This window comes from Corynebacterium hiratae, from assembly GCF_009708045.1.
GTDB lineage: Bacteria > Actinomycetota > Actinomycetes > Mycobacteriales > Mycobacteriaceae > Corynebacterium > Corynebacterium hiratae.
Map to the genome: position 1 here is coordinate 162,976 of NZ_VIOG01000004.1, position 13,443 is coordinate 176,418.

The 13,443-nt window shown below is 61.8% G+C and carries 10 protein-coding genes; 5 read left to right on the forward strand and 5 right to left on the reverse strand.

Annotated features, from left to right (window positions below; translation table 11 throughout):
• Position 1 precedes the first annotated feature (1 nt).
• Both FME68_RS04955 and FME68_RS04960 read left to right on the forward strand, forming a co-directional pair.
• Positions 2-2,692, forward strand: coding sequence for an FtsX-like permease family protein (locus tag FME68_RS04955; RefSeq protein ID WP_158396408.1), 2,691 nt, complete (start codon positions 2-4; stop codon positions 2,690-2,692).
• 398 nt (positions 2,693-3,090) lie between these two features.
• The gene (locus FME68_RS04960; RefSeq protein WP_046646982.1) at positions 3,091-3,846 is read left to right on the forward strand and encodes a M23 family metallopeptidase; all 756 of its coding nucleotides are present in this window, start codon (positions 3,091-3,093) and stop codon (positions 3,844-3,846) included.
• Between the two features lie 4 nt (positions 3,847-3,850).
• Here the strand turns inward: FME68_RS04960 and pcrA are convergent, their stop codons facing one another.
• Positions 3,851-6,358 carry a DNA helicase PcrA gene (gene pcrA / locus FME68_RS04965; RefSeq protein ID WP_158396410.1) on the reverse strand — a complete coding sequence of 836 codons (2,508 nt, stop codon included), beginning with the start codon at positions 6,356-6,358 and terminating at the stop codon, positions 3,851-3,853.
• Between the two features lie 112 nt (positions 6,359-6,470).
• On the opposite strand from pcrA, the gene FME68_RS04970 reads away from it, so the two are divergent.
• The 3 genes from FME68_RS04970 (at position 6,471) to pgi (ending at position 9,539) form a co-directional block, all read left to right on the forward strand.
• A complete protein-coding gene (locus tag FME68_RS04970; RefSeq protein ID WP_070510536.1) occupies positions 6,471-6,833 on the forward strand; it encodes a chorismate mutase in 363 nt (120 codons plus the stop codon).
• Between the two features lie 67 nt (positions 6,834-6,900).
• Positions 6,901-7,803 carry a chymotrypsin family serine protease gene (locus tag FME68_RS04975; RefSeq protein ID WP_071407484.1) on the forward strand — a complete coding sequence of 301 codons (903 nt, stop codon included), beginning with the start codon at positions 6,901-6,903 and terminating at the stop codon, positions 7,801-7,803.
• A 101-nt stretch (positions 7,804-7,904) separates the two neighbouring features.
• A complete protein-coding gene (pgi, locus tag FME68_RS04980) occupies positions 7,905-9,539 on the forward strand; it encodes a glucose-6-phosphate isomerase (protein ID WP_158396412.1) in 1,635 nt (544 codons plus the stop codon).
• 158 nt (positions 9,540-9,697) lie between these two features.
• On the opposite strand, the gene FME68_RS04985 is transcribed toward pgi, so the two are convergent.
• Genes FME68_RS04985 through FME68_RS05000 form a run of 4 tightly spaced genes read right to left on the reverse strand, consistent with a single transcriptional unit; the run spans position 9,698 to position 13,359 of the window.
• Positions 9,698-10,765, reverse strand: coding sequence for an HNH endonuclease signature motif containing protein (locus tag FME68_RS04985; protein WP_158396414.1), 1,068 nt, complete (start codon positions 10,763-10,765; stop codon positions 9,698-9,700).
• 52 nt (positions 10,766-10,817) lie between these two features.
• A complete protein-coding gene (locus tag FME68_RS04990) occupies positions 10,818-11,231 on the reverse strand; it encodes a YccF domain-containing protein (protein WP_049155174.1) in 414 nt (137 codons plus the stop codon).
• Between the two features lie 10 nt (positions 11,232-11,241).
• Complete coding sequence (locus tag FME68_RS04995) at positions 11,242-12,063, reverse strand: DNA-formamidopyrimidine glycosylase family protein (RefSeq protein ID WP_328287721.1); 822 nt, start codon at positions 12,061-12,063, stop codon at positions 11,242-11,244.
• Positions 12,064-12,090: 27 nt separating this feature from the next.
• Entirely contained in the window at positions 12,091-13,359 is a 1,269-nt protein-coding gene (locus FME68_RS05000) for an alpha-hydroxy acid oxidase (RefSeq protein ID WP_158396416.1), read from the reverse strand.
• Positions 13,360-13,443 lie beyond the last annotated feature (84 nt).

Sequence of the window (13,443 nt, forward strand, 5' to 3'; positions counted from 1 at the left end):
TATGTCCGGCATTAATGCCGCCACCCGCCCGACGAGGCGCGACCTGTGGCGCCACCCGTGGCGCACGCTAGCCGCCGTTTTGCTCATCGCGCTGCCAGTGGCACTCGTGATTGGAATGGCACTCTTTGATAATTCCTCCGGTCGGCTCTCCGCGGCCTTGAGCTCACCCGAGCGGCAGATCAGCGCCGAGCGCTCGGACATTAGCAACGAAGACGTACCACGCTTGGCTGCCGAGGTGCTTCCTGAGGGCCTCAGCGTCAGCCCGGTCGCCACTTTTTCTAGCACGTCACTAATCCATAATGGGAAGTCAACCAACTCCTGGGTAGATCAGTTCGACGCAGAGAATCCGCCAGAGCCGGCGCAGGAGGCCGTCGACAAGTTCAATCTTGGCCCCAACCAGGCAGTTCTATCGCGTTCGACCGCGCGCAAGATCGACGCCTCCGTGGGGGACGTTATCACCGTGCGCACCAACGCCCTCAGCGGTGACCACCAAGCCACAGTCGCGGCCATTGCTCCCGAAAACTATGATTTTGTCACCTCCCCCACCCTCGATGAGGCCCTCAGCGACCCTTCTTTTACAACACGCACCACCTGGGCCATCGTGGGTGATACACCGCTGACCGAGGAGGATGCCGACCGCGCCCGTGAAGCTGGGCTGGAAATCTGGGCAGCGGAGCTGCGAGATACGGACCGCCCCGATTCTGAGCCGGATTCCTTTGGCGGAACCCTGAGCAGCATTCTTTTCGTACTCTTCTTCGTCGGCCTCTATGCCATCGCCGGATTGCTCATCCTTTTCCTTCTCGCGCCCGTCTTCACGCTGGCTACCGGACGCAATACACGCCTGTACGCACTGATGTCGAGCCAGGGCGCACTACCACGCCACATCATGTTCGCGGTGATGGCTTATGGCTTGCTGATGGGGCTTATCGGCGCCACCATCGGCGTGGTTGTTGGACTCACGGCTTCGTGGGTGTGGTGGGCAGCCCGCTACCCGGACTTTGCTGCCCACCCGCCCTTCCTAGCTATTGGCCTTGCATGGATCGTGGCGGTGGCAGGCTGTGTCATTGTCTCCATCGTTCCCGCGTGGTTGGCGCAACGTGGTGCCCTCTCCACTGCAATCCAGGGCGCTGCTCCCGACCGCCTTTTGCGCTTCCGGCGGTGGATGGCCATCGGCCCAGCGTTCCTGCTTCTGCTCGTGTTGTTCAGCTTCACCCCCTGGGGAAAGTACATCCCTACGGTGCTGGCTCTCTTCGGAGTCATCGCGGTTGCCGCGTCTGCCCCGGCCTTGGTCTTCCTGTGCTCCCTGTTATCTCGCCGCGGCCCACTCGCGTTGCGGCTGGCTGGACGCGGCCTGACCCGGCGCAGCATGCATGCCTTGCCGACGTCCATCGCTCTCGTTTCAGTTGCCTTCGTAGCCTCCCTGTTTGGCGTGGGCATCATGACGGATAGCGCAAAGACCACCGCCGAAGAAGAGCTCGTCATGCCGCCTACTTCTGCGCTGATTGAGGAGACGACGTTTGAGCAACCAACGCAGGTGTCCACACCGGAAGAACGCGCCGCGGTAGAGGCCATCTTGCGGACCACCACCGCCCGTACGTATCCCTTCTCTGCTTTCCCCTCGTGGACGACGTCCTACAGCCTTCCAGAGGATGGCACTTTTTACGAGCTCACCACCGAGTTTGATTACCAGTGCGAGCAGGTCGATCTCAGCAAGCCGGTTGAGAGGGCAGTGTTCGTGGATAATCAGGGGCGGCGCACCGATGAGTCCGAAGAGGCTCGCCAGGAGTGCGCCCACGAGTTGATGACATCGTTCCCCTATAACCCGCTGATCTATCAAAGCAGGATGGTTCAAACGGATTCTTCCCAGCTCGAGCTGTGGCAGTTCGACTCAGAAGAAGATCGACGCGCAGCGGCACAAACGCTGGATGCCGGCGGCATCGTGCTTCCCCACAGCAGCCACGTCGGCGATAAGACTCATGGCACGGTGACCGTAAAATCCTATAACCGCATTGACAGCCAAGAACCGAGCGGGACACAGGACGCGGATCTGCCGGTTGTGGAGGCACTGCCCACTGCGGCCCGCGATGTGGTCTTGATCAGCCAGAAGGCAGCAGAAAAGCTGAACATGGAGCCCTTCTACGTGGGCCAGGCCCTTGCTTTCGACGAAGCACCGAGTGAGTCCGAGCGCGAGGAGCTGCAAGACCTGACAGCGAGCGCCTCGCAGTCGCAATACTCGCTAAACTTCGCAGTCTCTACTCCCGGGAGCTTCCGCTACTACCTGGGCCTCGGAATGGGGTTCGTCTGCCTTATCGTGCTGGCGCTCATCATTGCCAACGCAGCGAGCAGCATGCGCCAGGAAAGCACCGTGCTGCAATCCATCGGCGCCCACCCTTCGCTGATGTCCAAGGTGGCAGCATGGCAGACGTGGATGCTGGCCACCGTAAGCATGCTCTTTGGTGTGGTTGCCGGACATCTCGGCACGTACTTCTTTGCCGATAGCTCAGGATACGTTTTCTCGACGCCGCTCCATGGCTTGCGCCCGCAGGACTACTTCACCCCGGATTGGTGGCAATTCCTCGCTGTGCTCGTCGTGCCGCTGTTGGCTGCCGCCCTCGCGGCTGCGATCAACCGCAGCGACAAGACGGCCCCACTCACCGCGCGGGATCGCAGCGAATCACGTTCCCTGACTTAACAGCGCTGACCAAGTAGCAGCGCCCACAACCCCAGCGCTCTCGGCTGAAAGATTGGCCGGGAGCGCTGCACTTTCACCCCCCAAATCTCACCCCCATTCTTTAAACCTCTACTTTACCCCTGTAACAATTTTCACTCCTTTCACACGCGCAACACGCTGGGCTGTTCGATAGTTTTTCGAACAATTCCTGGATTTACCTGCATTTTTAAGCGTTGCGCAGGGTGGTCCCGCGGGATAGTTTGTATCTCGTTGCCACACAGCCTCAGCACTCGGTTGCAACCGCACCGGCGTGTCGCGGGCTGCAAGGCGCACTGCGGCTGATACGGCCGCTCCCCTATTGCTCACAGGCTTCCGCCGCATACCCAGCGGGCCACAGCAGGACTTAAGGACGTGAAGTTATGAAGCGCACGCTCAGCGCACTCGCCGCCGTGGCGGTTAGCACCGCCACCGTGACGACCCCAGCGTTCGCCGCCGAACCGGCAGCAAGCGTGGACGTCTCCGACGGGTCCTCCAAGGACCCGTCCGCTGCCGACGTCGAAGTCAAGGAAGAATCCAAAGCCGACCTCTTCAAAGCCGTCTCGGGGCTGCTCATCTCGACAGCCGGTGCCCTCAACGGGGCATCCGTCCCAGAGGTCAACACCACGCAGGACGGCTTCGAGATCGTCCTCGATCCCTCCAGCATTCCTGGTCTCGCCGAGGCCTTCGCCCCGCAGGGCGATCACTCCGGCCTCACCCCTACTCGCGGCCAGGACGCGGACGGTAACACCGTGGTCTTTCCGACCTCCGGAACTTTCACCTCTGGCTTCGGCCCGCGGTGGGGTTCCTTCCACAACGGCATCGATGTGGCAAACCCCATTGGTACCCCCATCTACGCCGTCATGGACGGCGAGGTCATTTCCTCCGGCGCTGCCCAGGGCTTTGGCAACTGGATCCGCATCCAGCACGACGATGGCACCATCACCGTCTACGGCCACATGCCCAGCGACCAGCTGCTGGTCGACGTCGGCGATCGCGTCGAGGCCGGCGACCAAATCTCCGTCATCGGCAACGAGGGCCACTCCACCGGCCCGCACCTGCACTTCGAGGTTCACCCGGGCGGCGGCGCAGCCGTCGATCCGGTGGACTGGTTCAGCGAGCGCGGCATCCTCATCTAAAGCATCAGAGCTTTTCCATCGGCACTCCGCCGATGAGCATGAGGCGAACCTTGCCCGCTGAACCGAAGTCCACGGTGACCGTCGCCCGCGCGCCGGTCCCGGAGGCCTCGATGACCGTGCCCAGCCCGTATTTCGCGTGGTTGACGCGGTCCCCCACAACTAAATTGAGATGGTTATTCTTCGGCATCGACGTTGCCGAGGCCGGCTTGCGCGAGCGCTGCGAAGGGGAAGACGCAGCGCTCCGCGAGCCATAGCCGCCTCCACGGAAGAACCCGCTATCCGAGCCAAAGGTTCGCCCGTATTGGTAGGAATCATCTCCGCCCCACGCGCCAGACAGCGAGCTGTCTGGTTCTTCACGGCGCCAGTCGATGAGGTTCTCTGGGACCTCGGCGAGGAAGCGACTGGCCGGGTTCGTCACCGGGTTGCCCCAGGACGAACGAAGAATCGCGCGCGTGAGGTAGAGCTGTTCCCTAGCACGCGTGATACCCACGTAGGCTAGGCGGCGTTCTTCGCTCAGCTCCTTCGGGTCCCCCAGCGAGCGCATGTGCGGGAACTGTCCATCCTCCCAGCCGGTGAGGAAGACGACGGGGAATTCAAGGCCCTTCGCAGTGTGCAGCGTCATCAGCGTGACCACCCCGGATTCGTGGTCCGGAATCTGGTCCGCATCCGCCACGAGCGAGACCTTCTCAAGGAACGCCTGAAGCGAGCCCGGCGCGGCTTCGCCCTCCGAGAGCTCCGGAGCCTCCCCCGCGTCTGCGCCCAAGAAAGCCATCTCATTAGCAGCCTCAGAGCTGAACTCGCGGGCCACCGAGACCAACTCGTTGAGGTTATCCAGGCGCGCACCATCCTGCGGATCGTTGGAGTTCTCGAGCTCCGCGCGGTAGCCGGTGGCGTCAAGAAGCGCGTTGAGCAACTCCCCCAAATCCGGCTGGCCCGTCACCTCATTGACCATGCCCGGAATCTGCGCTCGTACGCCCTCCATCATGTCGTTGAATTTGGTGACGGCATTCACCGCCCGTGTGCCGAGTCCCGCTACTTTGCCTTCTGCCGCATCCCGTAGGGCAGCACCAAAGCTCACGCCGAGGTTCTCCGCGTGCAGGGCGATCTGCGCTTGCGCTTTGTCACCAATAGCGCGCTTCGGCACGTTGATAATGCGGCGCAAGCTCACCGTGTCATCCGGATTATCCATGATGCGCAGGTAGGCCACCATGTCCCGGATCTCGCGGCGCTCATAGAAGCGCGTGCCACCGACCACCTTGTACGGGATGCCCGAGCGCACGAAAATATCCTCCAGCGCGCGGGAGGCGTTATTGGTGCGATACATCACTGCAATATCCGAATAAGCCGTGCCCTTATCCGCCAAGGAATCAATTTCCGAGGCGATATACCGCGCCTCGTCGTGCTCGTTATCAGCCACGTAACCGATAATCTGCTCGCCCTGGCCGTGGGCGGTCCACAGGTTCTTCTCGCGGCGGCCCTCATTCTTCGCGATGACCGCGTTCGCCGCGTTCAGAATGGTCTGCGTCGAACGGTAGTTTTGCTCCAGCAGAATCGTGTGTGCCTGCGGGTAATCCCTCTCGAACTCTTGGATATTCCTGATGGTGGCTCCGCGGAAGGCATAAATCGACTGATCCGAATCACCCACCACGCACAGTTCCGGAGCATCCGGCGGCAGCTCGCCCCTGCCCACCAAAGCCGAGACCAATGCATACTGCGCGTGGTTGGTGTCCTGGTATTCGTCGATAAGCACGTGCTTAAAGCGGCGACGATAAAACTCAACCACCTGCGGGTGTTGATTAAAGATGCGCACTACTTCCCCGATGAGGTCATCGAAGTCCACCGCGTTCGCCGCGCGCAGGCGACGCTGATATTCCTCGTACACGCTCGCCACGGTGAGCTCGAAAGGATTCTTCGTCCTCTCTGCCTCCGCGCGCGCCTGCTCCGGGGAAATGAGCTCGTTCTTGCGGTTGGAAATCTGATTAGCCAGAACACGCGCCGAATACTTCTTCAGATCCAGCTGCATGTCCTTCGCAATCATGGTGAGCAGCCGGCGGGCATCATCGCCGTCATAAATAGTGAAATTCGTGTTCAAGCCAGGCACCAGCTGGGCGTTATTGCGCAAGATGCGAACACAAATGGAGTGGAAGGTGGACACCCACATCCGCTCCGCCACGGGGCCGACAAGCTGGCCGACGCGCTCCTTCATCTCCGCGGCTGCCTTGTTAGTAAAGGTAATGGCGAGGATCTGCCAGGGTGCCACCCCGCGCTCCCGCATGAGGTACGCAATGCGGCGGGTCAACACGGCAGTCTTGCCCGAGCCCGCGCCGGCCACAATAAGCAGCGGCGAGCCCGAATGCGTCACGGCCTCTTCCTGCTGCGGATTTAAGCCCTCGAGCAACGGATCAGAGCCCTGACCGGAAGGGGCGTCGACGTTGCTCCCGGGCGCAGGAAACAGGCCGCCGGCGGAAGAATCGGAAGACGAACGGGGGACGAAAGGAGATTTGCTATTCATAATGCTCTCCAACCTACTAGCACCACCGGACATTGCCCCTCACCGCACTTCTGGTCGACGTGAAAGCTGGTAATTCCCCTTTTCGCCCGGCATGGTGGCACAATCTGATGTCATGAGCTCTTCACATCCTGGCAACGCAGACTCTGGCTTGAGCCCCGAGCACCAAGACCCCAACGTCGTGGACAATGGGCTCGACATTCGCATGCCGTCGGGCACCGATGACCCGCTGAGTGATGCCGAGATTCAGCGCTACCGCGAAGAGATCAACCGCCTCGACCGCGTTATTCTCGACGCCATCAAGCGCCGCACCGACATTTCGCGCACCATTGGTAAGACGCGAATGAGCTCAGGCGGCACCCGTTTGGTGCATACCCGCGAAATCGCGATCCTCAACGAATTCCGCGACGAGCTCGGGGAGGAAGGCCCCGCCATCGCCTCCGCCCTCCTGCGCTTAGGGCGCGGCAAGCTCGGCTGATCAAACGCCGCACGGACCAGTCCCCAGCACTCGCGCCCTTAAACATGCGGTGGGTTAGGCTCGCGCCATGCGCTTTTCCTCTCGCCTGGCTGCGATTCTCGCCGCGGCCACCGCTGCGTCCGTGTTATCCGCCTGCAGCACCTCTTCTTCCGCTGAGACCACCATTTCCACCACGACGCTCGATCTTCCCGCCGTCAGCGACTCCGACCGCAGGCAGGGTTCCGCAGCATCCGGAACAACGCAAGGCTTCGAGGAGCCCCTCGACGGCGATGCGCTCTGGGATAACACCACCGAAATCCCTCAAGCGGAGCGACCGGAGCCCCGACGTAACCTGATAGCTCCTGACGCTGCCGATTACTTCATGAGCCTGGGGGTGTTGACGCCGGGTGCGCCCATCTACAACGGCACAAACGGTGGCCGGTGCTCCACCGGTCATTTCGCCGGCGATGGGCAGCGCCTCTTTATCCTCACCGCCGGGCACTGCGGGGACACGGGTGACACCTTCTATTATGAGGATCAATCCGGCAGTACGGTAGAGATAGGCCAGATGGTAAAGAAGGCCCGCAACACCAACACCGATAGCATCAACTCGGCCGACATTGCACTGATCGAAGTGTCCAACCCTGCCGCCGAAGTATCTACCGCACCGGCCTTCAATGCGCCTTTGGCCGGTTGGATGAGCCTCGAGGATGTCACGCACAAGAAGCCCACGATGTGTTTTGCCGGTTCCGCGGGAGGCGCTGCCTGCGACGATTTCATTGACCGCTTCGAAGACCAAGGGCTCTTCACCTTCGGCAGCGAGAGCGTCCCCGGTGATAGCGGCGGTCCTGTCTACGCTTCCATCGACGGCAAACTGTACGCGGTCGGTGTCTTGTCCTTTGGCAACTACGATGATTACACCGGCCCCGAAACTGGTGCCATGGAGATCGGAAACACGATGGAGCAATTCAACCTGAAGCTCTACTCCTAGCTCAACGCAGTACGGTCTTCTGCCTCGGCAGCGAAGGGATTTCTGGACTACGGTGGACACAGTAAGTTTCATGTCTGCTACCTGCCAGAAAGGCTTTTGCAATGGACATCACCGCTCAGCCGCAGTGGGCCGCGCTCACCTCGCTTTTTGAAAGCAAGAAGGACCTCAACCTGCGTGAGCTTTTTGCTAACTCCGCTTCCCGCGCCGCAGACTATTCTTTCGACGCCGCGGGCCTGCACGTGGATCTGTCGAAGAACCTCATCGATGAGGAAGTAGTCACCGCACTGGTGGACCTCGCCCGGGCTGCCGACGTCGAGGGGCGCCGCGACGCCATGTTCGCCGGCGAGCACCTCAACAACACCGAGGACCGCGCCGTACTGCACACCGCGCTGCGCCTGCCGGTGGAAAAGGACTTGAGCGTCGACGGCCAGGACGTCGCTGCCGACGTCCACGAGGTACTAGGCCGGATGCGTGACTTCGCCACTGCGCTGCGCTCCGGCAAGTGGCTTGGCCACACCGGACACACCATCAAGAAGGTGGTCAACATCGGCATCGGCGGCTCCGACTTGGGCCCGGCCATGGCAGCCAAGGCGCTGCGCTCCTACGAGGTAGCGGGTATCAGCGCGGAATTCGTCTCCAACGTCGACCCGGCGGATCTCGCCGCGACTCTCGACGGCCTCGACGCCGGCTCCACCCTCTTCATCGTCGCGTCCAAGACCTTCACCACCCAGGAGACCCTGGCCAACGCTCACGCTGCACGCCGCTGGCTGATTGAGCAGTTTGACGGGGATGAGTCGGCTGTCGCCAAGCACTTCGTTGCGGTCTCCACCAACGCGGAGAAGGTCGCGGAGTTCGGCATCGACCCCCAGAACATGTTTGGCTTCTGGAACTGGGTGGGCGGCCGCTACTCCGTTGATTCCGCTATTGGCCTGTCCCTGATGTGCACCATCGGCCCACTAGACTTCATGCGCTTCCTCGAGGGCTTCCACGCCATGGATGAGCACTTCCGCACCGCGCCTCTGGAGCAAAACGTTCCGGCGCTGATGGGTCTGCTCGGTGTGTGGTACTCCAACTTCTTCGGCGCGCAGACCCACGCGGTGCTGCCCTACTCCGAGGACCTCGGACGCTTCCCCGCCTACCTGCAGCAGCTGACCATGGAGTCGAACGGCAAATCCGTGCGCCGCGACGGCACCGCCGTGAGCGCCGGCACCGGTGAGATTTACTGGGGCGAGCCGGGCACCAATGGCCAGCACGCTTTCTTCCAGCTCATGCACCAGGGCACCAAGCTCATCCCGGCGGACTTCATCGGCTTTGCCCGCCCGAAGGAGGACTTCCCCACCGCGGACGGCACCGGTTCGATGCATGACCTGCTCATGGGCAACTTCTTCGCGCAGACCAAGGTCTTGGCCTTTGGTAAGACGGCAGAAGAGATTGCCGCTGAGGGCGTGGACGAAGCCCTCGTTCCGCACAAGGTGATGCCGGGCAACCGCCCCACCACCACGATTCTGGCGGAGGAGCTCACCCCGCAGACCCTCGGCGCGCTGATCGCGCTCTACGAGCACATCGTGTTCACCCAGGGCATCATCTGGGATGTCAATTCCTTCGACCAGTGGGGTGTGGAGCTGGGCAAGCAGCAGGCCAACGACCTGGCACCGGCAGTCTCCGGCAAGGAGGAGGCCGCATCCGGCGACGGCTCCACCGATGCTCTGATCGGTTGGTACCGCAACCACCGCTAAGCACTGCTTGGCGACGTCCCCCGGCCAAACGGCCGGGGGTTCACCCGTTTTTGACGCGCAATCAACGTGCGGGATCGCCAACGCCGCGGAGGCCCTGTGGGCGTCCGCGTGAGGATTTACCTATCGGGCGGCCCCTGTGGGCTCGCCCGCGTGGCGGTTTACCCGCCGGGCGGTCCAAGTCCGCGTTGCGCGGCTTGATACGCAGCCTGGGCGGTTATCGGTTCTCCCCAGGGAGGGATGTAGTCCACATCGCCGCGAATCCTAAATACGTAGCCAGCACCTGTTGGTTTCTCCGGGTCATCGTCATTAATGCCGTTGTGATAGGCGCACAACATGGTCAGGTTCGGCGGGTTGGTAGTCCCTCCTGCCTTCCACGGCACAAGGTGATGCACCTGAGCATAATCAGCGGGCTTATTGCATCCCTTCCTGGCACAGGTGGGATGCTCAGCACTAGCCATCATGCGCTGCTCAAACCCGGCTAAGCGCTTCATGCGGTGCAGCCACACCGGCCCGATCGTGGGGTGGATGAGGGTGACGTAGCCAATCTCGGCGAACTTGTAGTTCAGAAACTCCGTGCCGGTCATGCGGCCGCCATTGGTCAGCTCAAGGACGATGTCATCGCCGTCGCCGCTAACAATCTTGTCGAGCTTGTCCAAGGTGACAACCACGCTGGTGAGCACGGCTGGTTTGGTTCCGCCATGGGATTTATTGAAGAAGACGTGGTTGGCTGCTTCCAGCAGGTTGTTCTGGTTGATGGATTCCAGCACACCGCGCATCTCGGTCACGGTCATGGGGTCATCGGTAATGGTCAGCGAGTGCGGACCATCAGCGCGATAGGTCATGCGCACACCAGGTGAGGGCACGCGTTTGGGCTTGAGCTCTTTTAAGCGCTTGACCGCCACGGCTGGGATGTTCAATGCTGGTGTACCGGCGAGCTTGACCCGCAGGTTCCAGGCATGCAGCTGATTCTTCAGCTTCTTCGTGTAGGACTCAATGAGGCTCAGCGTGGCCAGATCATGGCCTTGTTCTAAAGCTCGGCTGCGGGCGGTGCGTTGCTTGCCCGTGAACTTGGTGGCGCCGAAGTAAATGTGGTTCAAGCCAGCCAATTCGGCGGCATCGGCTGGTGAAGCGCCGAGTGCGCGTAAACGTTTCTCGCCTCCTACCGCCTGCTCCACCAACTTAATCCCCGAGTTGCGGTAGGAGAAATAGGTCTCTAAATCCCCCATGACCCAGAACACTAAAACACCCTGAGCAACCCCGCAACCGGAGACAGAGATTTTAGAGCTTGATCATCGACTCCCAGCCAAAGGGGATGTGGTCAGAGTCCACAATCTTGCGGCCGAACGGGAAGCACGTCACCGGGATCATCTTCAGGTTGGCCAGAGCCACCGGGATGCCCACGATGGTCACTGCCTGCGCCGCTGCAGTGGTGACGTGGCCGATAGCCAACCACAGGCCAGCGACAAGGAACCAAACAACGTTGGAGAACCGAGACATGCCACCGGTACCTTTGACCGGTTGAATGACGGAGCGCCCAAAGGGCCACAGCGCGAAATTCGCCATACGCATCGAGGCCACGCCCGCAGGAATCGTCACGACGGGGATGCAGGCCAGGATGCCGAGGAGGAAGTAGCCCAGTGCGAGGACAAGGCCACCAGTTGCCAACCAGATGATGTTCAAAATGATCTTCATGCATCCCAGCCTAGCGACGTGGCTGGCAATGCGGGCACCACCAGATCACGCGCTCTAACTCCCCTTCATCGCCGCCGGCGTCCACACCACCCAGCGTGGATTTCTCAATGAGCGTGCCGCAGCGACGGCAGCGCTGACGGTTGCGCCCGAAGACATAGGTGGTCTCCCCTGCCCTTTTCACGCCGGTGGTCACACGTACCGGCGAGTCTCGATTGGCCCAGATGAGGCGGCGGGAGATGGTGAGGATCTGGGGGACGTCGACAAGCGCTACAGGTGTTGCTGGATGAACACCAGCTAGGAAGCAAATCTCGGCGCGGTATTCGTTGCCCAAGCCTGCCACGTTGCGCTGGTCCAGGAGGGCCGCGCCGATGCTGCGCTCGGGGCGCAACTCGATGCGGTGTACGGCCTCCTCAAAGCCGCCTTCCAACCACTCATGCGCGAGGATGTCGGGGCCTAGGTGCGCCATGCGCTGCTCAAACTCGCGGGCGGGAAAGACCTCGACCAGCCCTAGCCAGTGCCCCACCAGCTCAATATCGCGCGGGGTGTTCTCCATCTGCAGCACCACGCGTGCGCTGTGACCGGGCTTGCGCCAGCGGTCCCCGGCATAGTGGATGGCCCACGTGCCCTCCATCTTGAGGTGGGTATGCAGGATGAGCTCACCCCCGAAGTCCATGAAGAGGTGCTTGCCATAGGGCCAGACTTCCTCGCACACCAGCCCGTCGAAACGCACGGTGGCATAGCGCGGCACGCGCAGGGAGGAGGAGGTTACGCGCCGGCCTTCCATGAACTGCAGCCGATTCGACAGCTGCAGTACGGAATCACCCTCGGGCACAGCAGAACCTCCTCACCAAACGGGTGTCTACTCTACCGGCGTGTTCCTTCCTTCACCGAATGCCAGCGCACCCGGCTCCCACGGGGTGACCACGTGCTGGCGGGAAAGGTCTTCGATCTTCTTCACGCCGAGCAGCTGAAGGGTGTTCTTGAATTCCTCTGCCAGCAGCTCAATGACGCGGTCGACGCCTTCCTTACCGCCGGCCATCAACCCGTAGAGGTAGGCGCGGCCGATGAGGACAAAGTCCGCACCGAGTGCCAGCGCAATGGCGATGTCGACGCCGGACATCACACCAGAGTCGTAGATGATCTCCACGTCTGGGCCTACCTCCGCGCGCACGGCCTCCAGTGCTTGGAGAGTGTTGACCACGCGGTCGAGCTGACGCCCGCCGTGGGAGGACACCACGATGCCGTCGGCGCCGAGGTCGATGACCTTGCGTGCATCCTCGGGGTTGACGATTCCCTTGACGAAGAGCTTGCCCGTCCACTGCTTGCGAATCCACGCGAGGTCCTCGAAGTTGAGGCCCGGGTCAAACATGGTGTTGACAAGCTCGCCTAGTGTGCCGGTGGTCGAGGTCAGGGAGGCAAAGGTGACCGGGTCTGTGGTGAGGAAGTTGAACCACCACTCGGGGCGCCACGCGGCATCGAAGACCGTGCCGGCGGTCAGACGCGGCGGGATGCGCATGCCGTTGCGGGTATCGCGCAGGCGCTGGCCCGCCACGGGCGTATCGACGGTAACCACGAGGGTGTCATAGCCGTTGGCGGCAGCGCGTTCGATGAGTTCCTGGCAGGCGGAGTGATCCTTCCACAGGTAGAGCTGGAACCAGCGGCGCCCGCTATTGCCTTGCGACGCTGCGACCTCCTCCACCGAGCGCGTGCCCATCGTGGAGAGCGTAAACGGGATGCCGGCATCGCGGGCGGCTTGGGAACCGGCGTCCTCGCCTTCGGCATGCATGAAGCGGGTAAAGCCGGTCGGCGCGATGCCGAAAGGCAGGGCCGCGGGCTCGCCGGCGATCTCGGTGCTCAAGGAGATGTCGTTCGCGCCGTTGAGCACATTGGGCATAAGGCGCACGTCGCGGAAGAAATCGCGGGATTCCTGGTAACTCACCTCATCGCGGGCTGCACCATCGACGTAGTCGAAGGCCGCCTTCGGGGTGCGGCGCTTGGCAATCTTGCGCAGATCCCACACGTCAGCGGCCTCTGCCAGGCGTGCAGCCCGGCGGTCGAGGTTGGGTGCTTCGAAACGCATGAGGTTCTTCAACTCGGACACGTTGGGCAGTTGGCGCTTCAGCCGCATGGCGACAGGACTCCTTTTCTATTGGGCTATCAACTTCTGAGGTTAGACCTCTGAAATGCCCGCACCCAAACGCTGAGGTTTAAC

Coding starts and splice junctions, on each gene's coding strand:
- FME68_RS04985 (WP_158396414.1), bottom strand. CDS start 10,765: ATGGGGGATTTAGAGACCTATTTCTCCTACCGCAACTCGGGGATTAAG.
- pcrA (WP_158396410.1), bottom strand. CDS start 6,358: ATGAATAGCAAATCTCCTTTCGTCCCCCGTTCGTCTTCCGATTCTTCC.
- FME68_RS04955 (WP_158396408.1), top strand. CDS start 2: ATGTCCGGCATTAATGCCGCCACCCGCCCGACGAGGCGCGACCTGTGG.
- FME68_RS04970 (WP_070510536.1), top strand. CDS start 6,471: ATGAGCTCTTCACATCCTGGCAACGCAGACTCTGGCTTGAGCCCCGAG.
- FME68_RS04990 (WP_049155174.1), bottom strand. CDS start 11,231: ATGAAGATCATTTTGAACATCATCTGGTTGGCAACTGGTGGCCTTGTC.
- pgi (WP_158396412.1), top strand. CDS start 7,905: ATGGACATCACCGCTCAGCCGCAGTGGGCCGCGCTCACCTCGCTTTTT.
- FME68_RS04960 (WP_046646982.1), top strand. CDS start 3,091: ATGAAGCGCACGCTCAGCGCACTCGCCGCCGTGGCGGTTAGCACCGCC.
- FME68_RS04975 (WP_071407484.1), top strand. CDS start 6,901: ATGCGCTTTTCCTCTCGCCTGGCTGCGATTCTCGCCGCGGCCACCGCT.
- FME68_RS05000 (WP_158396416.1), bottom strand. CDS start 13,359: ATGCGGCTGAAGCGCCAACTGCCCAACGTGTCCGAGTTGAAGAACCTC.